The sequence below is a fragment of the Corallococcus sp. BB11-1 genome (assembly GCF_026626625.1).
Taxonomy (GTDB): Bacteria; Myxococcota; Myxococcia; order Myxococcales; family Myxococcaceae; genus Corallococcus; species Corallococcus soli.
The window spans coordinates 21,834-48,413 of sequence record NZ_JAPNJY010000041.1; the positions used below are offsets into that span (position 1 = coordinate 21,834).

Consider the following 26,580-nt stretch of genomic DNA (forward strand, 5'->3'; position numbering starts at 1 on the left):
GTGTCCGGAGGCCGGCGACAGCGCGCGGGGCGCCTGGGGTCCATCCTCCTCGCGGTGGGGCTGACCCTGCACGCCCTGGTGGCCGCCGCCGGGCCGCCGGAGCCCTCCGCGCTCGCCGGGTGCGAGGAGGGCTTCGTCGCCCACCCAGGGCGGTCGGACGCGGCGATGTGCTTCTTTCGCGAGGCCCAGGCTCCGGAGCGTCGCGACGAGGCCCGGCGCAGGCTGCGGGGCCTCATCGCGCGCCACCCGGAGCGGCCCTGGCTGCTGCTGGTGCTGGGGCACGTGGAGATGCTCTCCGAGCCGCGCCTGGCGGAGGTCTCCTACCGGCAGGCGGCCCTCGCGTTCCGGAGCCAGGGGGACGCGGAGGGCGAGGTGCTGGCCGGCATCAACCTGCGCAACGTGCTGGTCCTGCAGGGCCGGACGGAGGAGGCGCACGTCTGGGTGCTGCGGGTGGGGGAGGTGGCCCGGGCCTCCGGTGACGCCCAGCTCCAGGTGCGCGCGCTCATCCTGGAGGCCGCGGAGCTCTCCGACCTGGGGCAGGACCTGGGCCGCGCCTATCGCCTCCTCAAGCGCGCGGAGGTGCTCGCCTTCCCTGGAGGCAGCGACGGCGTGAAGAAGCAGCTGCTGAACCCCCTGGCCGCCGTGAGCGCGTCCCTGGGGCACTTCGACGAAGCGCTGGAGGCGTACGCGCGGCTCGCGGAGCTGGCGCGGCGCACCCGCGACGTGGGCACGGAGGCCCGGGTGCGCCTCTCCTTCGCGCACCTCGCGTACCTGCGCAGCGAGGAGCGCCCTGAACCGGGGGGCCGGCCGGAGCTGCTGCGTCTGGCGAGGGAAGCGCTCGCGGCGGCGAGGAGCGCGGACAGCAAGGCCCTGGAGGCCCAGTGCCTGCGCCTCGTGGCGGAGCTGCTGGGGGACGGCCCGGAGGAGCGGCGCGAGGCGGACGAACACCTGCGGCGCTGTCTGGAGCTGGCCCTGGAGGCGGGGCTGCCCGAGCGGCGCATCGCCTGCCTGTGGACGCGCGCGGAGCGGCTCGCGGGGGTGGACGCCGCTGGCGCGGAGCGCGACGCGGACGCGGCCCTGGCGCTGGCCGCCGAGCACGACAACCCGCGCTACCTCGCCTCCGCGTGGCGCGCGCGCTCGATGGTGGCCTTCCGCACCCGGCCCCTGCCGGAGGCCCTCCTCCAGGCGGAGCGCGCGCTGGACGCGGTGGAGGTGCTGCGCCAGCTCCAGAAGGACGCGTCCAGCCAGGCGGAGCTGTTCTCCAGCTGGGCCCAGGACTACCACCGGCTCGCTGGCCGCACGCTGGAGGCCGGGGAGAGCGCCGCCCTGCCGTCCCGCGAGGCCCTGGAGCGCGCCTTCGCGGTGAGCGAGCGGCTGCGGGCGCGGACGTTGTTTGAAGCGCTCGTGGCCTCCCGGGCGCTCGCCCCGGAAGACGCCGCGCCGGAGCGCCAGGCGGCCCGGGCCGGCGTGCTGCGGCAGCTGTCCGCCACCCAGCGGCGGCTGCTGGAGCCCTCGCTGTCCGGGGCCGAGCGCACGCGCCTGCTGGGCGAACTCCAGGAGCTGGAGCGGCGGGACGGCGAGCTGCGGCCGGCGCCCCGTCACGCCGAGGTCCGGTTCGCGTCACTGGCCCAGACCGAGCAGCGCCTGGGTGACGACGAGGCGCTGCTCGTCTTCCTCGTGGGCGCGGACGCGGACCACCTGGGCGCACCCGCCGGAGGCGCCTGGGTGCTGGCCGTGACCCGGGGCGGCACGCACGCGTACCGCATCCCCGAACGCGCGCGGCTGCGTCCCGCCGTGGCGCTCCTGTCGGGCCTCATTGAACGGCGTGACGGCTCGGAGGCGGGGGCCGCCGCCGCGCTGTATGCGCAGCTGCTCGCCCCCGCGCTGCGAAGGCTTCCCCCGCGCGTGTCCCGCCTGCTGCTCGTGCCGGATGGGCCGCTGCACGACCTGGTCTTCGCCGCGCTGCGGGAGCGCGCGGACGGCCCTCCGCTGATGGCCCGCCATGAGCTGGCGCTGGTGCCCTCCGCCAGCCTGCTGCACCACTGGCGCGAGCGGGCCGTGCGCCCCCCGGGAGGCGAGGCCCTGGTCCTGGCGGATCCCGACCGCGCCGGCGCGCCCACGACGGTGGCCACCGCGCGGGGCGGCGTGTTCGGTGAGACCGCGAACCTGGGCGCGCTCCCCGACGCGAGGCGCGAAGGGCACACGTTGGAGGCGACCCTGGAGGACACCGCCGTGAGGCCCCGGCTGCTCGTGGGCGCCGCCGCGTCCGAGCAGGCCCTCAAGGCGTCCGCGCTGGACGACGTGCGCATCCTCCACTTCGCCGCGCACGCCGTCGTGGACGAGGAGGCCCCCGAGCGCTCCGCGCTGGTGCTGGCCCCGGGCGCGGAGCAGGAGGACGGCCTGCTCCAGCCCCGGGAGATCGCCGCGCTGGGGCTCGGGGACGCGCTGGTGGTGCTCTCCAGTTGCCAGGGCGCGTCCGGCGCGCTGCTCGCGGGGGAAGGGGTGCTGAGCCTGGCGAGGGCCTTCTTCGAAGCGGGGGCGCGCTCCGTGGTGGCCAGCCTGTGGCCCCTGCGCGACGCCGAGGCCGCGTGGCTGCTGGAGCGCTACTACCGGCACCTGGCGGCGGGGCAGGGCGTGTCCCAGGCCCTGGCGTCCGCCCAGCGCGAGGCCTGGGAGGACGGTCAGCCCGCCGCCGCCTGGGCGGGGCTCGCGGTGATGGGGGACGCGGCGCTGGTCCCTGTTCCGGCCCCGGCCGGGGAGGCCGCGCACGTCCTGGCCCCGGGCTCCGGCTGGACCTGGGGCCTGGCCGCGCTGGCGGGTTCCGTCCTCCTGGCCGCTGTCGGTCTCTGGTGGTGGCGAGGGGGCCGGGCGAAGGCTGCTCGGCTGCCCGAGGTCCGGGAAGCGGGACGACTTCGCGGGTAGCCCCTGGACGAGGAGATCCCCAACTTCGCTCCGTGAGCGACCGACCGGAGGAGGCGAAGACGGATGCGCGGCTCCAGGCGCTGGAGGGCCTGCTGGCCCTTCCCGCCGCGGAGCTCCGACCCACGCTGAACACGGTGGGCCAGCTCATCTCGGAGCTGTTGAAGGCCGACAAGGTGGACATCTTCCTCATCGACATGAGCACCCAGTGCCTGGTCGCCGCCGGGACGAGCGACACGCCGATGGCGCGCCTGCAGAAGGCGCTGGGGCTGGACCGGCTGCAGCTCGCCAACGGGGGCCGCGCCGTCCAGGTGTACGAGACGGAGGAGCCCTTCATGACGGGCCGTCAGGAGGAGGATCCGCAGGAGCTTCCCGGCATCAAGCACCGGCTGGGGGTCCGCTCCTCGCTGATGGTGCCCCTGCCCATCGGCATGGAGACCCGCGGCGTGGTGGGCGTGTCGTCGGCCAGGAATGACTTCTTCACCGAGAGCGACCTGCACTTCCTCCGGGCCGTCGCGCATTGGGTGGGCCTGGTGGCCCACCGGGTGGAGCTGGTGCAGGAGCTGACGAACCTGGCGGTGAAGCAGGCCCGCCGGGCGGCGGCGGAGGAGCTCATCACGGTGCTGGCCCACGACATGGCCAACTACCTGCTGCCGCTCCAGGCCCGCATCCAGCTCATCCAGAGGAGGGCCGCGCGCAACCAGAGCGCGGAGGACCTGCGGGACGCCGACGGGGCGGCCTCCTCGCTGCGCTCCCTCACCCGGCTCATCCAGGACCTGCTGGACGTGGGGCGTCTGGACCAGGGGCTCTTCACCCTGCGCCCCCAGCCGGTGGACGTGGCGGGGCTGGCGCGCGAGGTGGGCTCCACCGCCAACACGCCCGCGCACCCGGTGCACTACCGGGGCCCCGAGGAGCTGGTGATGGTCGTGGACCCCGAACGCCTGCGCCAGGCGCTGGAGAACCTGGTGGCGAACGCGCTGAAGCACTCCCCGCCGGGCCTCCCCGTGGGCGTCGACGTGCAGATGCAGCAGCGCCCGGAGGGGCCGTGGACGCGCCTCGCGGTGACCGACCAGGGGCCGGGGATTCCGCCCGAACGGTTCTCCACGCTCTTCGAGCGCTTCGCGCGGGGGCCCGGCTCCACGGGGCTGGGAATCGGCCTGTTCCTCGCGCGGCGCATCGCGGAGGCCCACGGCGGCACCCTGGAGGTGACGTCGAAGCCGGGGGAGGGCACGCGCTTCGAGCTGGCGCTGCCGGAAGCCCCGACGGCCTCCGGGTAGGCAGGCAGCCCTCGCGTGTCCGGGGGCCGCGCACTAGGGTGCCGGGGCGATGAGTGACGCGAGCCGTGAGTCGACGCCCAGGCTGACCATCGAGGTGAAGGACCTCCACAAGTCCTTCGGAGGCCAGCCCGCGCTCCGGGGCGTGGACCTGGTGGTGCCGGAGGGCACGACCTGCGTGCTGATGGGGGTCTCCGGCTCCGGCAAGACGGTGCTGATGAAGCACATCATGGGCCTCATCCGTCCCGACAAGGGCGTGGTCCTGGTGGAGGGGGAAGAGGTGGCGCGGATGAACGAGCCTGCCCTCAACCAGATGCGCCGCAAGCTGGGCATCCTCTTCCAGGCCAACGCGCTCTTCGACTCGCTCAACGTCTTCGACAACGTGGCGTTCCCGCTGCGCGAGCGCACCGGGATGCCGGAGCCGGAGATCGCGAAGACGGTGAACCAGACGCTGGAGAAGGTGGGCCTGTCGCACGCGGCCACGCGCTTCCCGGGCGAGCTGTCCGGCGGCATGCAGAAGCGCGTGGGCTTCGCGCGCGCCACCATCCTCCAGCCGAAGATACTGCTCTACGACGACCCCACGGCCGGCCTGGATCCGCTCACCACGGCGGCGGTCAACGAGATCATCACCACGGGCAAGCAGCAGTTGGGGGCCACGTCGCTGGTGATTACGCCGGACGTGGCGTCCGCCTTCGGCACCGCGGACCACCTGGCCCTGATGCACGAGGGCAGGGTGGTGGAGTACGGCCCCCCGGACCACTTCAAGCAGTCGCAGCACCCGGAGGTGAAGGCCTTCCTGCGCAACTGGCTCCGGCGCCGCTCCGAACAGCGCCCGGCCAAGGCCTGAGCCCCATGCCCTCCCGCGCGAGCAGTCCCCGGGCAGCGCGTGTGCGTCCACCCCGGCTGTCGCGGGACGCCGTGGTGGAGGCCGCCGTCGCGCTCGTCCGGGAAGAGGGGCTGCGACAGCTCTCCATGCGGACGCTGGCCAACCGGCTCCGGGTGACGCCCATGGCCGTGTACAAGCACGTCGAGAACCGGGACGCGCTCGTGCACCTGTGCGCCGAGTCCATCCTCCAGACCCTGGTGTTGCCGGAGGAGCGGCTGGAGCCGGTGGCGTGGCTGCGGCGGCTCGCGGGCCGCCTGCGCGCCGTGGGGCTGGCGCACCGGGGGCTGATGGAGTTCCTGCTGGAGCAGGGCCCCGTCGTCCACCCCGCGCTCGTCATCCTCGACCGGACGGTGCTCAAGCTGCACGCCGCCGGCATCCCATGGAAGGAGGCGGGGGCACTGCACAACACGTTCTTCTCCTGGCTGGCCGGGGCCATCCGCCGGCAGGAGCCGTGGGACGTGGGGCCTCCGGGGACGCCCCCGCCGTTCGAGCGGTTCTTCGCGGCGGCCCGGGCGCTTCCCGCCAGGGACTACCCGGGGCTTGCCCACGGCGTTCCGCACATGCGGGCCACCGACGTAGGGCGTGAGTTCGAGGCCAGCCTCGACTTCATGCTGGAAGGAATCCAGCGGCGCATCGACGCACGGCGGGCCCCTGCGCGGAAGCGTCCCCTGCGCCGCCAGCGCTGAGCCGGCTTCGCGTCACGGGTCCTTCGGGCCTCCCGCGCTCCCCATGTCCCAGTGCGCGCCCAGGGCCTCCCGTTCGCCCAGGAGCGCGGCCGCTCCTCCCACGCGGGCGAGCACCGCGTCGCGGGCCTCGACGACCCGGCGGCGGACGGTGTCCAGGTCCACGTCCACCAGGGCGCCCTGGAACTTCGCCCACCGTCCGCGCACCATCACCGACTCGACGTTGCCCGCGTGCGCCTGGAGCACCACCGCGTCGCGGGGGCGGTTGAGCGGCGTCAGGTTCAGCGCCTTCGCGTCGAGGACGATGAGGTCCGCGTCCTTCCCCGGCCGCAGCGAGCCCGTCACGCGCCCCAGTCCCAGCGCCTCCGCGGCGTCGAGCGTCACCATGGGCAGCATCCGCGCGGCCTTGAGCGCCAGGACCTTGGACAGCCCGTCGCGTTCATGGGCCCGGCCCCGCTCCACCTGGAGGGCCAGTCGCATCGCGGTGAACAGGTCCCCGCCGTTGCTGGAGACGACGTCGCACCCGAGCGCCGTCCGCACCCCCGCGCGCAGCGCGCGTCCGGTGACGGGGAAGCCCATGCCCATCTGCAGCTCCGTCTCCGGCGTCACCGCGATGGCGCCGCCGCTGTCGGCGATGCGTCGCAGGTCCTCGTCGGGGCTCCAGGTGCAATGGACGAAGAGCACGTCCGGGCCGAGCAGCCCTTCGGCGGCCATCCGCTGCACTTCGCTGGGGCCTGACATGGGCCACGCGGAGCAGTGGGCGGTGATGGGGACGCCCAGCTCGCGAGCGGAGCGCAGCTCCGCGCGGCTCTGCTCCCAGGGGACCTGCATCTCCGTCAGGGCGATGCCCATGCGCACGAGTCCGCTGTCGGAGGACAGCCGGGTGGTGCGCAGGCGCCGGGCATCCAGGAGCCGGCTCGCGGGCGTCGGCAGCGCGGCGCTCGCCTGGGGCCCCGCCGCGTAGCCGTAGGCGAAGAGGGCGCGGATGCCGGAGTCCTGGAGCGCCGTGAGCGCGGCGTCCGCGTGCGCGGGGGACTCCACGCAGTGCGAATAGTCCACGAGCGTGGTGATGCCCGCGTCCAGGGCCTCCAGCGCCCCGGCCAGGTTCGCGGCGTGCAAATCATCCGGCTGGAACGCGGGCGACAGCTTCACGCGCACCGCCGCCAGGTAGTCCATCACCGTCCAGTCCGCCCCCAGGGCGCGCAGCGGCGTCTGCCAGGTGTGCCGGTGCGCATCGATGAGGCCGGGCAGGAGCAGCTTCCCGCGCAGGTCCACGGGCCGGCAGTCCCCGGCGTGCAGTTGGGGACCCATCGCGAGGATGCGTCCGTCCTCCACCAGGACGTCACCTCGCGGCAGGTCCGTCTGTTCGGGGTCGCAGGTGATGATCTCCGCCCCACGCAGCAGCCATCGGTCGCCCATCCGGTGCTCCTCCTGTCAGGCCCAGCAGGTATACAGTGTATACCCGCTGGGCCCGGAGGGACGCCTCAGGGGCGCGACGGTGCCGGGTTACTGGCAGGTGATGCCGGGGAGGCCCCGGTAGGCGCCCTGCGCGGTCCAGCGCGTGTAGGGCGTTCCGCAGGAGCCCGCGTACGGATCATCCGTGCCGTAGCCTGGGACCCAGTACTCGAAGTGCAGGTGGGGGCCGGTGGAGGCGCCGGACGAACCCACCCGGGCGATCCAGTTGCCGCACGCGAGGGTGGTGCCCCGCGCGAACTGCTGGGTGTAGGCCTTCAGGTGCCAGTACTTGGTCTGCGTGTTGTCCGGGTGCCGCATGATGATGTAGTTCGCCGTGTACAGGCCGCAGGCCGCGTAGGGGTTGGCCTGGTTCCAGTAGTTGCAGCGGTCGAAGTAGCCATCCACGGACGCTTCGACGTAGCCCCGGGCGGCGTTCATGGCCCAGACGCCGTAGTCCATCTTGCTGAACCCGCCGACCAGGGCGTAGTCGATGCCGGTGTGGCCGCTGTAGCGAACGCCACCGCAGGCATAGTCCCGGCCGCCGTAGTCCTTGTAGGCGCTCACCACGCAGCCGCCGTTGCCACACTGGTCAGCGAGCTGCGAGGCGGGAAAGCGGAACATCGTCTGGGCGGAGGACGCCGCCGGGAGGGTCAGCAGCGCGAAGGCGAGCGCCAGGATGAGGGACTTCACGGTTCACCTCCCACGTCCGGAGCCGCGTGGCCCGTGCGCACGTTGATCTTCCAGAATGCGCCGCCGCCGGCGTTGTAGCGAAGCACGTCCGCGTCCATCCACTCCATGTGGTGGGAGGAGACGGGCGGGGGTACGAACTCCTTGGGCGGGCCTCCGAAGAGCATGTAGTTCTCCAGGCCGACGTTGGTGAGCTGCCGCGCTGGCGCGCCCTCCACGTCCGTCACGTAGAACGACGCCACGCTGGTCCGGCCGGACACGAACACCACGGTCTTGCCGTCGGGGGAGATGCTGGGCGTCGCGTCCACGCCGGGTCCGTCCGCGAGCACCTTCACGCGGCCCTGGAGGTCGATGATGCCCACGGCGGTCTCATGCGGCCCCTCGTTGTTCATCAGGAGCGTGGCCACCAGCGCGTCGCCCTTGGCCGAGGGGAACAGGTCGCCGCCCACGCTCCGCGCGAGCAGCCGGTCCTTGCCGTTGGCGTCGCGCAGGCGAAGGGTGCCCTCGCCATCCAGCAGCGCGACCTCCGAACCCAGCGTGCGGGCTTCGCGGTACTTGAACTCGCGGTCCACCACGCGCACCGCGCCGGTGGACTCGTCGTACCGGACGATGGCGAGCAGGGGCAGCTCGTCCGTGCCCAGCGGATCCGCGGGGATCTCCGCGACGATGCCCGCGAGCATTCCCCGGCCCTGGCCGAAGAGGTGGATGAACCGGGCCTTGGGCCCGAACTCCTTCGCGACGGCCGGCACCAGGGATTCACGGGCCTTGGTGACCCGGCGCAGGTCGGCCGGGTTCAGGCGCTCCGACGCCAGGGCGCTGGTGCCCGCCAGCGTCAACAAGGTGAGGGTCAGGAATGGCTTGCGCATCTCGCTCCAGAAGAGGGGGGGAACAACGTTGGAGGATGTGACGACAGGGTTTTCTCGCGACGCGTGAATGAGTTGCTTGGAAAGTGGTTATTCATGCAATCCTTGAAAATTACATGTTTGTCATCTGCCTCCATGTGTCAGGGGGCTGTCGGGGGCGCGGTGCGGCGTGGCAGGCTCGGGGCGCCGGGCCGGCGGCAGTGAGACTGAAAAAGGGTGTCCTGATGTCCCGCCAGAAGCTCCGCCGTGCCTTCTCCCGCCTGTGGCTGCTCGCGCCCGTCACCACGTTGGGGGTGGGGTGTTCATCGACCTTTGGCTGTGACCCGAAGCCGCGTTCGGAGACGTTCCGCATCGCCGCCATCTCGCTGCCGGATGGGGGGGCGCCCACGGCGGACACCTCCTGCGAGGCGTTGTGTCAGGCCGTGGGGGGCACCACGCCCTGTGAGCTCACGCGCTCCTCGGAGGACGTTCCGGAGCCCGACGAGGTGCGCTGCCAGGTGACGTTCCTGTGCGAGGGCCGGCGTCCCGAGGGCCTGTGCAGCGATGGCGCGCTGGAGGACCGGGTGCCCGCGCTGGGAGCGCTCTTCGCCAGGATGGCGCACCTGGAGGCCGCGTCGGTTCCGGCGTTCGAAAGGCTCGCGGACGAGCTGGCCCGTCATGGTGCACCGGAGCGGTGGGTGCGGGCCGCGCGCCGTGCGGCGGGCGAGGAGGTGCGTCACGCGCGAGCGATGGCGTCGCTGGCGGTGCGTCACGGGGCCGCGATGCCGGAGGTGACGGTGGCGCCGTTCGGGGACCGGTCGCTGGAGGCGCTCGCCATCGAGAACGCGGTGGAGGGCTGCGTGCGGGAGACCTTCGGCGCGTTGCTCGCGGGCTGGCAGGCGCGGTGCGCGGAGGACGTGACGGTGCGCGAAGCGCTGGGCGCCATCGCGCCGGACGAGCTGCGGCACGCGGAGCTGGCCTGGGCGATTGATGCGTGGGCGCGGACGCGGCTGTCGGAGGATGCGCGGGCGCGGGTGGAAGCGGCCCGGCATGAGGCCTGGCTCGTGCTGGAGCGCGACGCCGCGGACAGCCTGATGCCGGAGGACGTGGCCCGCCGGTCGGGCCTGCCTTCGCCGGAGGTGGCCCGGGGCCTGGTGCGGGAGCTGGCGAAGTCGCTGCGCCTCCCAAGCTGACCTGGCTGGGGTGGGAGCCCGTGGCCCGCCTCCTGCTCAGGGGGTAAGTGGGAATCAATCTATTGGTGTTTGTATGGGCTGAGCATCAATAGATTGATTCTGGGAGAAGGCCGGCGGCATCATCGCGGAGCATGCCTCGACAGAACCTGACGAACGAGACGCTGCCCTTCGCGGTGGGCCGGGCCATCACGGCCCTGGGGCAGAACATCGCGCGGGCCCGCATCCGGCGTGGGCTCCGTCAGGTGGATCTCGCGAAGAAGACGGGGCTGGCGCTCGGGACGCTCAGGCGCATCGAGGAGGGGAGCCCCACCACCGCGCTCAGTGCCTATTTCACCGTCCTGTGGGCGCTGGGGATGGAGCGGGAGTTCGACGACCTCGCCTCGCCTGACCGTGACGAGGAGGGAAAGACGCTTGAGCGGGCTCGCCAACCGGAGCGCGTGGTCCCCAAGCGCAAGGATGAGCTCGATGCCGACTTCTGATGCGTCCAGCTGCTACGTGTACATCCAGCTTCCAGACTCGCTCGACGTCGTGACGTGCGGGCGCTACGTCCAGCAGGACGGCATCGGGCAGTTCGTCTACGGCAGGAGCTATCTGGAGAATCCCCGTGCCGTTGAGCTGGAGTTGTTCGAGCTTCCGCTGCGGCCGGGCACCTTCAGGACGACCCGACTGGGAGGCATCTTCGGGGCATTGAGAGACGCTTCACCTGACGCCTGGGGACGCAGGGTCATCGAACGCCAGTTGGGGCGCGGGGACCTGACGGAGGTTGGCTTCCTCCTCAACTCCCCGGAGGATCGGGCGGGCGCGCTGTCCTTTGGCACGAGCACCACGCCGCCTGCTCCCGTTCATCACTTCAACAGGGTGCTGTCGCTTCCCCTGTTGCTGGAGGAAGCCCGTCGGTTCGAGGAGGGACTGCCCCCGTCCCCACAGATTGACGACTTGGTGAACCCAGGAAGCTCCATGGGAGGGGCGCGTCCCAAGAACGTCGTCGAGGATGATGAGGGTTTGTGGATCGCCAAGTTCCCGTCGCGAGGGGACCGGTGGAACAACGCCGTGGTCGAACTCGCGATGCTGAGGCTCGCGCACGAATGCGGCCTTCGTGCTGCCTCCGGCAAGGTCGTGAACATCGCCGGGCAGGACGTGCTCCTGGTCCAGCGGTTCGACCGGAAGCGCACCGAGCAGGGCTACTTGCGACACCGGATGGTCAGTGCGTTGACGGTGCTCCGGGCTGACGAGAACCCGCGCGTGGGCCCGAATGAACGCAAGACCTGGTCCTACCTCCTGTTGGCGGATGAGTTGAAACGCTGGGTCCGCGACCCGGGAGAGGACTTGCGGGAGCTGTTCCGCCGGATGGTGTTCAACGCCCTCATCTCGAACATCGACGACCACCCCAGGAACCACGCCCTCATCGCGCCTGGCGCTCACTGGAGCCTGTCACCTGCCTACGACCTGACCCCGGCACCGCAGGCCAGCACCGAGCGCGACCTGGCGATGGAGGTGGGAAGCGCCCAGCACCGCCGGGCCAACCGCCGCAACCTCCTGAGTGAGTGCGCGCGCTTCCGCGTGCCGAAGGAGGAGGCCACCCGCCTCATCGACACGATGAAGCATCAGGTGTCGATTCGCTGGCGTGACGTCGTCAAGAGTTGCGGTGGATCCGGGGCGGACCTGGATGCCATTGCGCGGGCCTTCGACTACGAAGGCTTCGAGTACGGCGTCGACCCTCGGATTTGAAGGCCGTCCACGGCTATGGTCCCGGGTTCCCCTTTCCCCAGGTCCCCATGGTCCTCCGGCAATTGCTTCCCCTGGTGGTGTTCGCCACGACTTCACTCCTGGCGAACACGGCCCAGGCCAACACCGTGTATGGCGTCTGGCAGGGTTCGGGCGGACAGGCTCCGTCCAGCCCGGGCAACCGGGTGTTCCTGCTGGATTCGCAGACGGCCGGCGCCCCTGTCACCGTCACGCTGACGTCGTCGGCGGATGCGTGGCTGTACCTGCTGGATGGGAATGGCACCATCCTCGCGCAGGATGACAACGGTGGTGGCGGCACGAACTCGCGGCTGGCCGTCACGCTGTCACCGGGCAGCTACAAGCTGGTCGCGGCGACCGCGCTCGCGGGTCAGAGCGCGGAGTTTACCCTGAGCGCGGACACGGCGGTGCTGCGCCAGCCGAAGGCCCTGGAGGTCCGACCCTCGCGCCGGTTCACCTGGGTCTACGACGATCACGGCACCGGCGCGACGAATGACATTTCCGTCTGGCGTCCCGACCTCTCCCAGTCTCCTGGCTTCTATTCGCTGGGGGACGTCGCCATGTCCAACCGGGGGCAGGTCCCCGCGACGACGTTCCTGGTGCGGGGCGAGGGCGACGTGCTGGCGCGTCCGTCCAACTACACCTGGACCTGGAGTGACTCCGGCTCCGGTGGCACGCACGACGTCTCCTTCTGGGAGCCGGTGGCGCCCGCGGGCTACACCTGCCTGGGCCACGTCGCGGTGCTGGGCTACTCCAAGCCCTCCACGGACCTCATCCGCTGCGTGCGGAGCGAATACGTGCTGCCCGCCAACCCCGCGTGGGTCTGGGACGACAGGGGCTCCGGCGCGAACGACGACATCGGCGTGTGGCAGGCGGTGGCGCGCGACCACCGGGGCCTGCCCGCGTCCACCTTCGTCTCCCGGCCCAGCCACGGGGACACGGGCGGCAACCGCTACTGGGTCCTCAACAAGAGCGCCACGTCCAACCCGGAGCTGCGCGGCCTGCCGGTGGACGCGCAGGTCGTGGCCACGTTCGCGCCGCGCGTGTGGCTGCACCCGGACGAGGCCCACTTCCCTTCCTCCACCCAGTTCCACCTGGCCAACGTCCACGAGGAGAACGGCCACCTGGTGACGAACCAGGCGCTGGGCTGTGACTCCTGCACGGATCCGCAGTTCCTGGATGGCCAGCGGCCGAACCAGACGTCGGTGCCCGTCTATGCGCAAATCATCCCGCGCACCCAGGGGGGCCGGCCGACGAACGTGACGGACGTGCTGTATTGGAATTTCTATCCCTACAACAATGGCAAGCGGGTGTGCATTGGCTGGTATTCGCCCTGGGGCTGCGTGGGTGGCTACTCCACCTTCGGCAACCACGTGGGGGACTGGGAGCACCTCACGGTGCGCTTCATCGACGGGCGTCCGGCGCAGGTCTACCTGAGCCAGCACGCGAGCGGGCAGGCCTTCCCCTTCGGTGACAAGGCGCTCTTCCTCACGGGCTGGCACCCGGAGGTCTTCTCCGCCAATGGCTCGCATGGGCTCTACCCGGACGCGGCGCGCCACATCTACGAAACCATCTTCAATGGCGACTTCCTGGCCGACGACACCGGGGCCGGGCTCGCGTGGGACACCTGGAACCACGTGGTGTCCATCCCGTGGCAGCCGGCCGGGACGTACGCGGGTTCGCTCGCGTGGATGAACCTCACGGCGTACTGGGGCAACCCGGAGGGCGGCTGCGACAACCCGACGGGCTACTGCGTGAACAGCGGCGGCCCGTCGCCGTTGCGGAATCGGTCGGTGTACCAGCCGGAGTACATGACCCTGGAATAGCGACCTGCCCCACTTCCCATCCGACAAGACTGGCGCGGTCGCGTCAGTCCAGGTCCTTCAACTCCATCTCCGCCAGTTCGCGGTAGAGCGGCACCACCTCCACGGCGAGCAGGTCCTCCAGCAGCTTCCGCGCGCCGGCCTTGTCGCCGGCGCGAGCCAGGTCCCGTGCCCTCATCTCCGTGAGCGACAGGCGGATGGAGCCGTCTCGGATGCGGGCCCAGGCGCCACGCAGCAGGGCAGTCGCTGCCCCCGCGTCCTTGATGGCTGCCTGTGCATCGGGGGCAGGTATCCCCACCTCACGAGCTGTGCGCAGCAGCACCCCGCGCACCTGCGGAGTCAGCGTCAACGCCTCGCCCGCGTCCACGCGCGCGACCAGCGCTCGCACCGGATCCCAGTCGATGTCCTCGGACATGGTCAGTCGCCTCCTGTTTTTCGACGGCACTTGTCACGCGGCCAGTTTCCATTCTGCCCCTCGCAGTACCGGAAGCAGTCGTAGCAGTGTCCCCGCCACTCCTCTTCCTTGCATCTGACGTAGGTCTCCATGCAGGAGCGCTTCCACTCCGGCAGGTCTGTCCGAGCCAGCTCCGAGGCCACTTTGGCGGTGAAGAGGATTTCCTCCGCTTCCAGCTTCGTGGCGCCACAGCGCTCCGGCGCGCCCGGGTGCGTCTTCACGCAGCAGCTCACCGTGGAGTCCCTCGGGGTGCACTGCGCCTGCGCCAGGGACACCGGAGCGCTGCCGGCCTGGGCGTGCGCTGTCCTGCTACGGCCCGCTGCCGCCAGGACGAACGCGAAGACCACCAGCATGCCCCATGAGGGGGTGTTCCATGTGCTCATGCATGGCGGTCTATCCGGCTTTGTGTGTGCGGCGCCTCCTTCTTGGGAGGGAAGCCCAGGGTCGCACGGGCAGGCCGGCTCCAAGGGCGACTGCTACGCGATGAAGGCGGGGAGCTTGTCGCCCGGCTTCGGCACCAGCTCCAGCACGTTTCCGGCCTTCGGAGTGGCGCTTGGAGTGCGCGGATGCGGAGCAGGGCAGGTGTCCCCGCCTCAAGGGGGTGAGGTGCCGATACGGCGCTGCGGTGGCTCCGCGCCAGGGGCACCCTTCACGCGGAAGGCGACATTGTGCGGTGTGCTTCCGGAAGCAGTGACGGCATCATCCGCTGGGAGCCGGTGGACGGTGGCGGTCCCCTGGAATCGCCACCTGTGGGGCCGTGCGCAGGAGCAGTTCGCGGACGTCTGTCGTGAGTGCCAACGCCTCGCCTGCCTCAACGCGAGCGAAGAGTGCTCGCACGTCGTCCCAGTCGGTGTCCTCGGACATGCTCAGCCGCCCTTCTTCGGCCGTCGGCACTTGTTCGCCTGCTCTTGCCCCCATGTCGTGATCATCCCGGCCCGCTCGGTGGAGGCGGTCACTTTCCTGACGCCGGGGGATCCAGGGAGCGCTCTTTGCGTGCAACCCCCTCCCCATTCGCGCAAGTGCCGGTGGTGCGGTGACGCACGTCGGTCCGGCGCCGGAGGCACTGGCGACCGCCCGACAAGACAGGCAAGCCATCCAGCCTCGCCCCTGCCACGGGGGCGAGGCCGACGCTCTCTGCGCGGTCGCAAACCTCATGCGTCGGCGTGCCGTCACTGACACCGCGAGATGCAATGGGCAAGACGAGTTGGAGGCCGTAGGAGTGTGCTGGCATGATGGCGGGCTGCGAGAAGGATGAGGAGTCGTCGATGCTGCCGGTGCAGATGAAGAGTCGTCAGGAGCGCCTGTTGGGCGCCATCCATCTCTCAACGATGGAAGGGGTGGAGATAGGGCCGCTCGCCAGTCCGATCGTCACGCGTGACGCCGGGCGGATTCTCTATGCCGACCACGCGAGCACCGAGGTGCTCCGGCGCAAGTACGTGGGGCACGGTTGGGACACCGCGGCCATCGTGGACGTGGACGTGGACCTCTCGTCGCGAACGCTGTCCCGTGCGCTGGGCGACCGGCGGGTGGACTTCGTGCTCGCGAGCCACGTCATCGAGCACGTGCCGGACCCCGTGAGCTGGCTGGGGGACCTGCGCGAGGCGCTGCGTCCCGGTGGCATCGTCTCGCTGGCCATCCCGGACAAGCGCTTCTGCTTCGATGCGAAGCGTCCGGAGAGCACCCCCGGAGAGCTGGTGGACGCCTTCCTGTCGCGCCGCGCCGCGCCCACCGTGAAGCAGGTCTTCGACTTCTGGGCCTGCTATTGCCAGGTGGACGCGCAGGCGATGTGGAGCGGCGCCATCGACGCGGAGCGCCTTTCATGCTCCGGCACGCTCCAGAATGCGCTGCAGAAGTCTCAGGAAGCCGTGAAGGCAACCGGCTACACGGACGTGCACTGCTGGGTCTTCACGCCGCGCTCCTTCCTGGAGGCCGCTGTCACGCTGGCGGAGCTGGGGATGTTCCCATTCCAGCTCGCGGACTTCGCGTCGACCCCTCCAGGGGACATCGAGTTCTTCGTCAGCCTGAGGCGCGTCGAGAGCGATGAGAGCGAGAGCGAGCGGGCCCTCCGCGTGCAGTCGCTGCGCGCCGCGGCGCTCGAAGCGGCGTCGGCGCCCGGCCCCGCGCGGCCCCCGGAGCCCTCTGCTTCCCGCCCTCCGGAGCCCCCGGCCTCCAGACCCCCGGAATTGGCGGAGGCCACGCTCCGGCTCGGACGGCCGCTCTACCACGCGCTGGCGCAGGCATGGCCTGGGGTGCGCACGCTGCGGGAGCGGCTGAGGCCCTGGCTCTAAAAAGAGACGCGGGGCCGCGCGTGCAGGCCGGCCCCAAGGGCGACTGCACGTGATTGCGTGAGCAGTGGAGGCCCATCGCCGTTGAGGCGCCGGTCGGTGTCCCGGCCGGAGTCCATGACCCTGGAGCAGGGCTCCGTCACATCGGCGGCAGCTTGTCCAGGAGGCCTGATTTCGACAGCCACATCACCAGCGCGAAGCTGATGGTGTTGAAGGCCGCGTGCGCGACAATCAATGGCAACAGCCGTCCCCGGAACCAGAAGACGAACCCGAACCAGGCCCCCAGCACGAAGGTCTGGAAGACGGCGAGGATGCCTTCGTAGAAGTGGCCCACGCAGAAGAGCAGCGCCGCGACCAGCACCGCGGGCACCCAGCGGCCCAGCACCACGCGCAGGCGGGGCACGAGGAAGCCCCGGAAGACGAACTCCTCGAAGCCCGTCACCAGCACCATGATGGCCGCGAACGCGGGCACGCTCAGGCCCGTGTCCATCAGCGCGGCGGCCACGCCCTTGCGCGCCAGCATCTCCTGCCCCGCGAGCTTCAGCGCCACGGCGACGGCCGCCATGGGCACCGACGCGGCGATGTGCACCACGTAGGTGCCGACGAGCACCGGCACCCCCAGCAGCAGCTCCTTCGCCCAGCCCTCGCGCACCAGCCCCACCTGCGCGGGGCCCTGTCCGTCGCGCCACACCAGCACCGCCACCAGCAGGCACATCCCGAACGCGCGGATGCACAGCGGGGCCATGGACAGCGAGAAGCCCTTCTCCACCTCCGCCGCTGAAGCCACCCAGGCGCCCGCGCCCGTGCCGCCCAGCGCCACCAGGAGCCCCAGGATGCCCAGCCAGGCGCCCCCTCGTGACGGCTCCCAGGGACGCAGGAGGGCCAGCCCCCAGGCCAGCAGCACGACCGCGATGACGGCCAGGACGACCCGCCCCGCCGGGCCCGCGGTGGACGGCCCCAGGACGGCGAGGAACACGAACGCCGCCTCGGACAGCGCCCGGCGCCTCGATGGGGCGTTCTCCAGCAACACGGCGACGTCACGACGCACGGGGTGTTCCTCCGGTCCAGGTCCACGGGGCAGGGGCCTCGCGGGATTCCGGACACGCTAGCGGCTTCGCCCTCAGGTTTCTGATCCCTCCTCGGATTTCCACGCGTGCGACGCGCGCTTTCCAACGGCAGCGCCCCGGGCCGCGGGGGTGGCATCCGCATTGCTCCTGCGTCCGGGGCACCCGAAGCCTGCGGGAGTCGTCCCATGCAAGCACACCGACTGCGACACCTCTTCTCGCGGGCCCTCCGGGCTTCGCTCGCCACACCGCTGGTGCTGGCGGGCTGTGGCACCAATGCCGTGAGCCTGGAGGGCTATGAGCCCATCGCCTGTGACGGCCATGTCCCCTCGGTCAGCGACCTGAGCATCTCCCCGGAGCCGGACTATCTCCAACTGGGCCGCGCCCAGCCCTACTCCTCGCAGCCCGGCGATGGATACACGTCCACCTTCGGAGAGGCGTGCGCGACGGCCTCGGACGTTCCGGCGTGCCAGGAGGCGCTGGGCGCGGCCCAACCGGGCCAGGGCTTCCATCACAACTGCTTCCAGCTCTGCGAGGACTACTTCCTGGCGACGACGCGGGGCGACGAGGTGAAGACCTATTCGACGCTGGAGGCCCTCAAGGGGCTGCTGGGCACCATCGACACCGCGCAGGAGGCCACGCTGGTGGCCTTCGCCGCAGGCTACCAGGTGAACTGCGAGCAACTGGACCGGGGCGCGGTGAAGCAGAACCCGTGGGGCACCTTCAACGTCATCGCGACCCGGGGATTCGTCTGTGGCGAGGGCAGCCAGCTCGTCCAGCACGAGCTGGAGGTGTCCGCCTCCGGCGAGCTTCGCGAACTGGGGCAGCACGTCCTGGAGAAGGGCAGTGGGAGCTGTGCGATTGGACGGAGGCCCGTGGGGCTCCAGGTCGCGGGGGCCTGCGACGGCACGGAGGTGCTGGGACGCTACTTCGCGGAGGCCGCGCACCTGGAGGCAGCGTCCATCCAGGCCTTCCTGCGGCTGCGGGAGGAGCTGGCCCTGCACCGTGCGGGTCCGGACCTCCAGGCCGCCGCGCTCGCGAGCGCCGTGGATGAGGTGCTGCACGCGGACGTGACGGGGCGGCTCGCGCGTCGCTTCGGCGCCACGCCCCCGCCGCCCGCGGTGACCCCGTTGCCGCCGCGTCCGCTCGCGGAGGTGGCCCTGGACAACGCGGTGGAGGGCTGCGTGCGGGAGACGTACGGCGCGCTGGTGGCCCATCATCAGGCACTGCACGCGCGCGCCGCGGACGTGCGTGAGGCCATGGTCCGCATCGCCCGGGATGAGACGCGGCACGCGGAGCTGTCCTGGGACATCGACCGGTGGGCCGGTCCGCGCCTCTCCGCCCAGGAGCGGGATGCGCTGCGTGAGGCCCAACGGAACGCGGTGGCCCTGCTGCGCGCGGAGGTCGCGGTGCCGCTCGACGCGAGGCTCATCACCGAGGCGGGACTGCCCACGCCCGAGGTCGCCCTGGTCCTGCTGGACACGCTGGAGCAGGAGCTGTGGGCCTGAGTGACGAGCGTGGGGCCGGAGTCGCTGGCGCCGTGATGCCAATGCGCTACGGCTTGCGCTTCGGGGGCCGCGCGGCGGCAGCGGCGGCGGCTTCGCGCAGCTTGTCCTTCTTGCTCTTGCGCCGGCCCTTCACTCCGCCGTTCGGATCCAACGGCGGCGCGGAGGGGCTCACCGTCTCCGTCGGCTCGAACCCCGGGAGCTGCTCGCGCGGGATGTCCAGCCCGTGGCGCTTCTCGATGAGGCGGAAGTGGGCTTCGCTGTCCGCGGTGACGAAGCTGATGGCCACGCCCTTGTCGCCCGCGCGCCCCGTGCGACCGATGCGGTGCACGTAGTCCACGGTCGAACGGGGCAGGTCGTAGTTCACGACCGCGGGCAGCTGCGCGATGTCCAGGCCGCGAGCCGCGACGTCCGTGGCGACGAGCACCCGCACGCGCTTCGCCTTGAAGTCCGCGAGCGCCTGGGTGCGCGCCCCCTGGCTGAGCTCCCCGTGCAGCGACGACGCGGCGATGCCGGCCCGGTTCAGCTTCAGCGCGACATGATCCGCCGCGTAGCGGCTGGCCACGAACGTGAGGACGTGGGACCACGCGTGGGTCTCCAGCAACTGCCGCAGCAGCATCGTGCGCCGGGGTTCATCCACCTGGAGGGCCCGCTGGACGATGAGGTCCGCCGTGGGCAGCTCCCCGTCGCCTGCGTCGATGCGCGTGGGCTCATGCAGCAGCCGCTCCGCGAACAGGTGCACGGAGGGCGGGAACGTGGCGGAGAACAGCAGGTTCTGCCGGCGCGCGGGCAGCAGCGCGAGCAGCCGGTTGAGTTCGTCCGCGAAGCCCAGGGAGAACAGCCGGTCGGCCTCGTCGAGCACCAGCGTCTCCACCCCACCCAGCCGGAGCGCGTTCTGCTCCACCAGGTCCAGCGCGCGGCCGGGCGTGGCCACGACGACGTCCGCGCCGCCCCGGAGCGCCAGCATCTGCGGGTTCGCGGACAGGCCGCCCACCGCGAGGCAGGTCTTCAGCGGCTTCTTCAGATAGCGGCCGTACTGCTGCACGGACTCGACGATCTGCGCGGCCAGCTCCCGCGTGGGCACCAGGATGAAGGCCCGCACCGGCCGGACGGACCCCGTCGGGCGCGCGCGCAGGGCCTCCAGGATGGGGAGCAGGAACGCGGCGGTCTTCCCCGAGCCCGTCTTCGCCGAAACCCAGACGTCGCCGCCGCGCAGCACCACGGGGATGGTCTCGCGCTGCACCGGCGTGGGGTCGTCGTATCCGAGTTCGGCCACCGCGCGGGTGAGCGCATCCGACAGGCCGAGCGAAGCGAAGGTCATGGGAGGGAAGCCTTGGGGTGGCGCGAGGGCCGGCGAGCCTACCCCGGCCGGGCCCCATCCCCCCGGGCATTCCTGCCCCCCCACCACCCAGGCGAGGAGCCGCCCGGGCGCGGGGAGTGCCGTCCGGGGTGGACTCGCCCCGTCACGGGACGGCCTGACGTGTTACGAGCATCCGCATGGCGATCTCCACCCTCCCCGAACGTCCGCGTGCCGTCCTCGTCGGTGTCCAGCTTCCGGGCGTCTCGGACGAAGAGCACGCCGCGGACTTCGCGGAGCTGCGCCGGCTGGTGCACACGCTGGGGTACGACTCGGTGGCGACCATCTCCCAGAAGCGGGAGCGGCTGGCCACGGGCACGGTGCTCGGGACGGGCAAGCTCAAGGAGCTGGCCGCCCTCACCGGAGGCCCGGGCGTGATTGCGTCCGGGGCGCAGGACCGGACGTCGAAGGCCCGCGAGAAGTGGGAGGCCGCCGCCGAGACCGAACCCGAGGACACGGACGCGGACACGGACGGCGACGAGGACGCCGACGACCTGGAGTCCGAGGACGCCGTGCCGCCGCCTTCGGAGGAGGACGACAAGGCGGAGCCCCGGCCCACCGTGGTGGTCGTGGACCACGAGCTGTCGCCGGGCCAGCTGCGCAACCTGGAGAAGGCCACCGGGGCGATGGTGCTGGACCGCGCGGGCGTGATTGTCGACATCTTCCACCGGCACGCGAAGAGCCACGAAGCGCGGATGCAGGTGGAGATCGCCCGGCTCAACTACCTGGCCCCCCGCCTGCGGGAGTCGTCGGGAGGCCGCGAGCGGCAGCAGGGACGTGGCTCGGGTGACTCGGCGGTGGAGCTGGACCGCCGCAAGATTCGCGACCGGCTGGCGGAGCTGCGCGAGGGCCTGGCGGCCATCCAGAAGGACCAGGACCACCGCCGCTACGCGCGCAGGGACCAGCTCCGGGTGGCGCTGGTGGGCTACACGAACGCGGGCAAGTCGTCGCTGATGCGCGCGCTGACGGGCAGCACGGTGCTGGTGGCCGACCAGCTCTTCGCGACGCTCGACACCACGGTGCGCGCGATGCAGCCGGAGACCCGTCCGCGCATCCTCGTCTCCGACACGGTGGGCTTCATCCAGAAGCTGCCGCACGACCTGGTCGCGTCCTTCCGCTCCACGCTGGACGAGGCGCTGGAGGCGTCGCTGCTGCTCTACGTGGTGGACGCGTCGGACCCTACCTGGGCGGCGCAACTGGAGGTCACCCGCACGGTGCTCCGGGACATTGGCGCGGACGCGGTGCCCAGCAAGCTGCTGCTCAACAAGGCGGACCGGCTGGACGCGGCGGCGAAGGAAGCGCTGCTGGCGAAGCACCCGGACGCCATCATGCTCTCCGCGCACCAGCCGGACGACGTGACGATGCTGCGCAAGCACATCATCGCCTTCTTCGAGGCCTCCATGGTGGAGGCGGACCTGGTGATTCCCTACGCCCGCCAGGGGCGCATCAGCGAGGTGTACGAGCACACCACGGTGGTGTCCCAGGCCTACGACGAGACCGGCAGCCGGCTGCGCGTGCGGGGCCTGCCGGGGGCCATCGCGAAGCTCACCCAGTCCTTCCAGGAGTGACCCTGGCCCCAGGGCTCCGGTGTCGCACCGCGACCGGGCGGCCCGCGCGCAAGCCCCGCGCCCCCGTCAGGTGCGCCCCGTCCGCTCCCCAGCAGCCGGCCAGGCGCTGACGCCCCGCGCGGAGCAGGGAGACGGCGCCCGTCGTCCCTAGCTTCAGGGCCATGACGCCTCCGACCCCCGTCGCCGTCCCCTGGTCCCAGCTTGAGCAGGAGGCGCGCGAGCGCTTCGGCGTGGAGCAGTTCCGCCCCGGGCAGCGGGAGATCATCGAGGCGGTCATCGCCGGGCATGACGTGCTGGGCGTGCTGCCCACGGGCGCGGGCAAGAGCCTCACCTTCCAACTGCCGGCCCTCTTCGTGCCGGGCGCCACGGTGGTGGTCAGTCCGCTCATCGCGCTGATGCACGACCAGCGCGAGCACCTCACGGAGCGCTTCGCCCTGGACGCCGCGAAGCTGGACTCCACGCTGAGCGCGAGCGCCCTCAAGGACCTGCAACGGGAGATCCGCCGGGGCGAGCACGAGTTCATCTACGTGACGCCGGAGCAGTTGGAGAACCCGGAGCGGCTGGAGCTGCTCAAGCGCGCGAACGTGAGCCTCTTCGTGGTGGACGAGGCCCACTGCGTCTCGCAGTGGGGCCATGACTTCCGGCCCGCGTACCTGGCGCTGGGGGATGCCATCCGCGCGCTGGGGCGCCCGCGCGTGCTGGCGCTCACGGCGACCGCCACGCGTCAGGTGCGCGAGGACATCCGCGCCCAACTGGGCTTGAAGGACCCGGTGGTGGTGAGCACCGGCATCCAGCGCGACAACCTCACGCTGGAGGTCCTGCGCACGGTGAACCCGGAGCTCAAGCGCCAGAAGCTGCTGGAGCTGCTGCGCGGCTGTGGCGGCAGCGCCATCGTCTACACGGCCACCGTGCGGCGCGCGGACGAGCTGTGGCGGTGGCTGCGCGCGGAGGGCGTGGAGGCGGAGCGCTACCACGGCAAGCTCAAGGCGAGTGAGCGTGAGGAGAACCAGCGCCGCTTCATGGAGGGCACCACGCCGGTGGTGGTGGCGACGAAGGCCTTCGGGCTGGGCATCGACAAGCAGGACCTGCGGCTCGTGGTGCACTACCACTTCCCCGACTCACTGGAGAGCTACTACCAGGAGGCGGGACGCGCGGGCCGGGACGGGCTGCCCGCGCGCGCGGCGCTGCTGTACCGGCTGGAGGACAAGCGCATCCAGGGCTTCTTCCTGGGAGGCAAGTACCCGCGCCGGGAGGAGAGCCGGCAGCTCTACGCGGCCGTCAGCCGCCTGTGCGCGGAAGGCAAACGCGTGGCGCTCAGGCAGCTCGCGGAGGGCAGCGGACTGGGCGACAAGCGCGCCCGGGTGCTGGTGGCGCAGCTGGTGGCGGCGGGCGTGGTGGAGCGGGGCGCCCGGGGGGTGAAGCAGCTCCGGGCCTTCGAGCACCCCGACGAGCTGGATGCGTACCTGACGGCCTACGAGTCCCGCCACCAGAGCGACCGCGAGCGCCTGGAGGCGATGATGCGCTACGGCAGCACCACTGCGTGCCGCTGGCGGACGCTGGGGGACTACTTCGAGGAGCCGCGCGAGGACGACTGCGCGCACTGCGACAACTGCCAGGCGCGGGCGGAGGGCCGCTTCGAGCATCAGCCCCCTGGCAGGCGGCGGACCCCCGCGCCGCTCATCGACGTCCACGGCGTGGCGCCAGCGGCCTGAGCCGCGACGCTCAGCGCAGCACGGGCACCGTGACGGGGTCCTTGTCATCCACGGTGATCTCCGCCTTGCCCACGCGCCACAGCACGGGCTGGAAGTGGATCTTCAGGGTGCGCCCCTCCGACGTCTCCAGCAGGGCGGTGCCTTCCTTGGGGAGGTAGTTGCCCACCTCGTACTCCAGCGCGGTGAAGGTGATGCGGTCGGTGCCCGAGGGGCCCGTCAGCTCGCCCGGACCGTCGAACACCAGCGACGTGCCGCCGATGATGGGCAGGCCCTCGCGCTTGCCCACGTTGCTGACGACGTGGAAGGAGTGGCCCGCGCGGCCCGGCACGTTGCCCTCCACGTCCGCGAACAGGCGCGTCTCGTCGCTGCACGTGCCGTAGCCCACCTTCGCCTGGAGGGGCTGACCGTCCACGGTCATGTCGCGCAGGTCCGCGTGCATCTCCATCAGGTCCTCGCCGCCCCGGTACTCCAGCACGGCTTGCCCGGTGAGGCGCAGGCCGTGCACGGAACAGCCGCCGTCCGCGAACTTCACCACCACCGCGTCGGTGACGTCGTCCACCGGGGACACGGTGGCCGTCGCGCACGACACGGTGGCGGAGAGTCCTTCCACGGCGCGATTCAGGAACGAGCGCCGCGGCTCACCGCACGAATACACGGGCATCAGGCCCAGCACCTCCAGCGCACCGCGCACCACGTGGGCGGAAGCCGCCACCCGCTCCACGCGCGCCGTCGCGTCGTTGATCTCCCCCTGGGTGAGCGAGTTGTCGCCACAGGCGGTGGCGAGGACGGCGAGGGCAAGGCAGGTGGCGCGGCGCATGAAGGTCTCCGGAAGAAGGGTGGCGTTCCTCCGCTGCCTCTCAGCAATGCCCATGCCCTCACCCAACCCCGCGAATCCCAAGGGAAAGGGCAGCCATGACCCCACCGGGCGTGTGCAGCGCGCTGCGCACCCACGGGCGGGGCGGTCAGGGCGTGTGCGCCAGGGGAGGAGGGCTGGAGGCGTCATCGGGTGCGAGAGGAGGGAGGTCTCACGGAGGGCAGACCCCGCCCCCCACGCTTCGGCCACACGCGGGCCCGGTCCCGCCGAGCGCCTGCCCAAGTGCGCGGGACGGTGGGGCAAACGCTGCCCCAGGGCACGCGCGTCGTGCATCGCTTCAATCCGGGCGGAGGCCCGTCCATGCGCGGCACGAAGGCGGGGTCCCAGCCTCAAGGCCCCGCGGTGGCTCCGTGCTTCAGGGCTCGGAGCCCTCCTCCTCGTCGTGCGGTGCCTCGGGCCCGGCCTCCTCGGCGTCGTCCGGGAGCTCCTCGTCGATGGGCTCGGGCTCGGAGGTCTCCGCCACGCCCGCGCCCGCCGGGTAGATGACCAGGTGTCGCCGGGGCTCGCTGCCCAGGCTCACCGCCTCCAGGTGGTTCCGGATGACCAGCGTTTGCTGCACCCGTCGCAGGCGGGACGGACGGGGCGCCAGCGGGACGGGCTGCCCTTCGGCGAGCACGCGCCGGATGCCTTCCTGCGCGTCCGCGACGGCGGCGCGGACCTCCTCTGGGTCCACGCCGTCCAGGAGGTTGAGCTCGGAGCGCAGCACCCGGCGCATCTCCGTGGCGCTGTTGCGCTTGATGATCAGCACGCGCGCGCCCCCGCGTTCAGCGGCCCGGCGCAGGCGGGGGGAGTTCGCGCGGCTGCGCGGGGTGAGCACCAGCTCGGCGTTCTCCGGACGGCCCACCACGACGGCCTCCACGGGCAGGTCGCGCAGCACGCGCTCCAGCAGCTCACGGCTCACCGCGTGCACCGCGATGCGCAGGGGGCCGGCCCGGGGCGCGCCCAGGGCCGGCGTGCCCGGGGGCACGTGCCCGCCCGGCGGCGTGGCCTCCACGACCTCCGGCGCCGCGTCCACCAGCACCGTGTCGCCCTGCTGCCGGCGGCGCTCGCCACCGACTTCCGTTCCCGCGAACAGCCGGTCCACCGCGCTGGCCGTGTCGCGGTGCACGCGCACCTCCTCGCGGTTCACCATCTCCACCACGATGTCGAAGGTGGGCGTCCCCTTGCGCTCGGTCACCGTCTTCTGGGTGTGCCGGCGCCGCGCCTCCTCGTCGCTCAGCGTGACGGTGTGCACGCCGCCCACGAGGTCGGAGAGCGTGGGGTTCAGCACCAGGTTCTCCAGCGTGTTGCCGTGCGCGGTCGCCACCAGTTGCACGCCGCGCTCGGCGATGGTGCGCGCCGCGGCGGCCTCCGCCGAGGTGCCAATCTCATCCACGACGATGGCCTCCGGCATGTGGTTCTCCACCGCTTCGATCATCACGTCGTGCTGGCGGTCCGGCCGGCTCACCTGCATGCGCCGCGCGCCACCGATGCCCGGATGCGGGATGTCCCCGTCACCGCCAATCTCGTTGGAGGTGTCCACCACCATCACCCGCTTGCCCAGCGCGTCCGCGAGCACGCGCGCCACCTCGCGAAGCTTCGTCGTCTTGCCCACCCCGGGCCGCCCCAGCAGCAGCAGGTTCTTCCCCGAGTCCACCAGGTCGCGGAGCATGTCGATGGTGCCCACGATGGCGCGCCCCACGCGCAGGGTGAGCCCCACCACGCGGCCCTGGCGGTTGCGGATGGCCGACACGCGGTGCAGCGTCCGCTCGATGCCAGCGCGGTTGTCCCCGCCCGGCTCCCCCACCCGCGAGAGCACCGCCTGCAACGCGTCCTGCTCCACGGGCGCGTCGGCCAGGCGCACCACCCGGCTCACCAGCCGCGCCTCGGGCGGACGCCCCAGGTCCATCACCACCTCCAGCAGCTCCGCCTCCGGCAGCCGTCGCACCGCCTCCTGGAGCGGCGGAGGAAGGACCGCGACCAGCAGGGCGAAGTCGTCCGGAAGGGTGGGGGGCACGGCGGTGTCGGGGTCGGTGCGGTCCATGGGCAGGAGGGTGTCTTAGCCATCTCCAGCGTCACCCGCCCCCTTCCACGTCTCCGGAGCGTGTCCCGGGCTACGGAGCGACCCTCCAAGTTGACCGGTGCGGGATGACCTCTCACCCCCTGGACTGTCAGACCGCCGTGAGAAGCTCCGTCACTCCAGGTGTAGGTCCCTGCAAACCCCGAGTCTCGGGTAATTGTGGACAGTACAGTTATCATGTATAATCACATGGTGCC

Annotated in this window: 22 protein-coding genes; 12 read left to right on the forward strand and 10 right to left on the reverse strand. The window is 71.6% G+C overall.

Annotation, left to right across the window (positions count from 1 at the left end):
* The 4 genes from OV207_RS35065 to OV207_RS35080 are packed head-to-tail and all read left to right on the forward strand — an operon-like array spanning nucleotide 1 to nucleotide 5,765.
* A complete protein-coding gene (locus OV207_RS35065; RefSeq protein ID WP_267559471.1) occupies nucleotides 1–2,922 on the forward strand; it encodes a CHAT domain-containing protein in 2,922 nt (973 codons plus the stop codon).
* A 32-nt stretch (nucleotides 2,923–2,954) separates the two neighbouring features.
* Nucleotides 2,955–4,196, forward strand: a complete 1,242-nt coding sequence (locus tag OV207_RS35070; RefSeq protein ID WP_267559472.1) for a GAF domain-containing sensor histidine kinase — start codon at nucleotides 2,955–2,957, stop codon at nucleotides 4,194–4,196.
* A gap of 49 nt (nucleotides 4,197–4,245) precedes the next feature.
* Nucleotides 4,246–5,040 (forward strand): ABC transporter ATP-binding protein, encoded by a 795-nt coding sequence (locus OV207_RS35075; protein ID WP_267559473.1) that lies wholly within the window; start codon nucleotides 4,246–4,248, stop codon nucleotides 5,038–5,040.
* Between the two features lie 41 nt (nucleotides 5,041–5,081).
* Nucleotides 5,082–5,765: a TetR/AcrR family transcriptional regulator gene (locus OV207_RS35080; RefSeq protein WP_267559474.1), complete on the forward strand. Its 684-nt coding sequence runs from the start codon at nucleotides 5,082–5,084 to the stop codon at nucleotides 5,763–5,765.
* A gap of 12 nt (nucleotides 5,766–5,777) precedes the next feature.
* On the opposite strand, the gene OV207_RS35085 is transcribed toward OV207_RS35080, so the two are convergent.
* From OV207_RS35085 to OV207_RS35095, 3 genes are all read right to left on the reverse strand, one after another.
* Complete coding sequence (locus OV207_RS35085) at nucleotides 5,778–7,181, reverse strand: amidohydrolase family protein (protein ID WP_267559475.1); 1,404 nt, start codon at nucleotides 7,179–7,181, stop codon at nucleotides 5,778–5,780.
* An 87-nt stretch (nucleotides 7,182–7,268) separates the two neighbouring features.
* Complete coding sequence (locus OV207_RS35090; RefSeq protein WP_267559476.1) at nucleotides 7,269–7,907, reverse strand: M23 family metallopeptidase; 639 nt, start codon at nucleotides 7,905–7,907, stop codon at nucleotides 7,269–7,271.
* Nucleotides 7,904–8,770, reverse strand: coding sequence for a TolB family protein (locus tag OV207_RS35095; RefSeq protein ID WP_193349989.1), 867 nt, complete (start codon nucleotides 8,768–8,770; stop codon nucleotides 7,904–7,906). The genes OV207_RS35090 and OV207_RS35095 overlap by 4 nt, the downstream gene beginning before the upstream one ends.
* Nucleotides 8,771–8,991: 221 nt before the next feature.
* Between OV207_RS35095 and OV207_RS35100 the strand changes: the two genes are divergently transcribed.
* The 4 genes from OV207_RS35100 to OV207_RS35115 all read left to right on the forward strand — a co-directional run bounded on the left by OV207_RS35100 (nucleotide 8,992) and on the right by OV207_RS35115 (nucleotide 13,508).
* A complete protein-coding gene (locus OV207_RS35100) occupies nucleotides 8,992–9,939 on the forward strand; it encodes a hypothetical protein (protein WP_267559478.1) in 948 nt (315 codons plus the stop codon).
* A 131-nt stretch (nucleotides 9,940–10,070) separates the two neighbouring features.
* Nucleotides 10,071–10,418 (forward strand): helix-turn-helix domain-containing protein, encoded by a 348-nt coding sequence (locus tag OV207_RS35105; RefSeq protein WP_267559479.1) that lies wholly within the window; start codon nucleotides 10,071–10,073, stop codon nucleotides 10,416–10,418.
* A complete protein-coding gene (locus tag OV207_RS35110; protein WP_267559480.1) occupies nucleotides 10,405–11,667 on the forward strand; it encodes a type II toxin-antitoxin system HipA family toxin in 1,263 nt (420 codons plus the stop codon). Before OV207_RS35105 ends, OV207_RS35110 begins: the two co-directional genes overlap by 14 nt.
* A gap of 47 nt (nucleotides 11,668–11,714) precedes the next feature.
* Nucleotides 11,715–13,508, forward strand: a complete 1,794-nt coding sequence (locus tag OV207_RS35115; protein ID WP_267559481.1) for a Vps62-related protein — start codon at nucleotides 11,715–11,717, stop codon at nucleotides 13,506–13,508.
* 43 nt (nucleotides 13,509–13,551) lie between these two features.
* Here the strand turns inward: OV207_RS35115 and OV207_RS35120 are convergent, their stop codons facing one another.
* From OV207_RS35120 to OV207_RS37700, 3 genes are all read right to left on the reverse strand, one after another.
* The gene (locus OV207_RS35120) at nucleotides 13,552–13,920 is read right to left on the reverse strand and encodes a DUSAM domain-containing protein (protein WP_267559482.1); all 369 of its coding nucleotides are present in this window, start codon (nucleotides 13,918–13,920) and stop codon (nucleotides 13,552–13,554) included.
* Between the two features lie 2 nt (nucleotides 13,921–13,922).
* Nucleotides 13,923–14,342 carry a hypothetical protein gene (locus OV207_RS35125; protein ID WP_267559483.1) on the reverse strand — a complete coding sequence of 140 codons (420 nt, stop codon included), beginning with the start codon at nucleotides 14,340–14,342 and terminating at the stop codon, nucleotides 13,923–13,925.
* A gap of 316 nt (nucleotides 14,343–14,658) precedes the next feature.
* The gene (locus OV207_RS37700) at nucleotides 14,659–15,114 is read right to left on the reverse strand and encodes a DUF2379 family protein (protein ID WP_324291595.1); all 456 of its coding nucleotides are present in this window, start codon (nucleotides 15,112–15,114) and stop codon (nucleotides 14,659–14,661) included.
* A gap of 74 nt (nucleotides 15,115–15,188) precedes the next feature.
* Here OV207_RS37700 and OV207_RS35135 point away from each other — a divergent pair, with 74 nt between their 5' ends.
* Nucleotides 15,189–16,247 carry a methyltransferase domain-containing protein gene (locus OV207_RS35135; protein ID WP_267559485.1) on the forward strand — a complete coding sequence of 353 codons (1,059 nt, stop codon included), beginning with the start codon at nucleotides 15,189–15,191 and terminating at the stop codon, nucleotides 16,245–16,247.
* A gap of 136 nt (nucleotides 16,248–16,383) precedes the next feature.
* Here OV207_RS35135 and OV207_RS35140 read toward each other — a convergent pair whose 3' ends face one another.
* On the reverse strand, nucleotides 16,384–17,292 hold the full coding sequence (locus OV207_RS35140; RefSeq protein WP_267559486.1) for a CPBP family intramembrane glutamic endopeptidase: 909 nt from the start codon (nucleotides 17,290–17,292) through the stop codon (nucleotides 16,384–16,386).
* Between the two features lie 204 nt (nucleotides 17,293–17,496).
* Between OV207_RS35140 and OV207_RS35145 the strand changes: the two genes are divergently transcribed.
* Nucleotides 17,497–18,816 (forward strand): ferritin-like domain-containing protein, encoded by a 1,320-nt coding sequence (locus OV207_RS35145; protein ID WP_267559487.1) that lies wholly within the window; start codon nucleotides 17,497–17,499, stop codon nucleotides 18,814–18,816.
* A 46-nt stretch (nucleotides 18,817–18,862) separates the two neighbouring features.
* Here the strand turns inward: OV207_RS35145 and OV207_RS35150 are convergent, their stop codons facing one another.
* Nucleotides 18,863–20,134, reverse strand: a complete 1,272-nt coding sequence (locus OV207_RS35150) for a DEAD/DEAH box helicase (RefSeq protein WP_267559488.1) — start codon at nucleotides 20,132–20,134, stop codon at nucleotides 18,863–18,865.
* A 176-nt stretch (nucleotides 20,135–20,310) separates the two neighbouring features.
* Here OV207_RS35150 and hflX point away from each other — a divergent pair, with 176 nt between their 5' ends.
* Nucleotides 20,311–21,738, forward strand: a complete 1,428-nt coding sequence (gene hflX / locus OV207_RS35155) for a GTPase HflX (protein WP_193349979.1) — start codon at nucleotides 20,311–20,313, stop codon at nucleotides 21,736–21,738.
* A 161-nt stretch (nucleotides 21,739–21,899) separates the two neighbouring features.
* On the forward strand, nucleotides 21,900–23,450 hold the full coding sequence (locus tag OV207_RS35160) for a RecQ family ATP-dependent DNA helicase (RefSeq protein WP_267559489.1): 1,551 nt from the start codon (nucleotides 21,900–21,902) through the stop codon (nucleotides 23,448–23,450).
* 10 nt (nucleotides 23,451–23,460) lie between these two features.
* Here OV207_RS35160 and OV207_RS35165 read toward each other — a convergent pair whose 3' ends face one another.
* Both OV207_RS35165 and OV207_RS35170 read right to left on the reverse strand, forming a co-directional pair.
* Complete coding sequence (locus tag OV207_RS35165) at nucleotides 23,461–24,267, reverse strand: hypothetical protein (protein ID WP_267559490.1); 807 nt, start codon at nucleotides 24,265–24,267, stop codon at nucleotides 23,461–23,463.
* A 412-nt stretch (nucleotides 24,268–24,679) separates the two neighbouring features.
* On the reverse strand, nucleotides 24,680–26,347 hold the full coding sequence (locus OV207_RS35170) for a R3H domain-containing nucleic acid-binding protein (RefSeq protein WP_267559491.1): 1,668 nt from the start codon (nucleotides 26,345–26,347) through the stop codon (nucleotides 24,680–24,682).
* Nucleotides 26,348–26,580 lie beyond the last annotated feature (233 nt).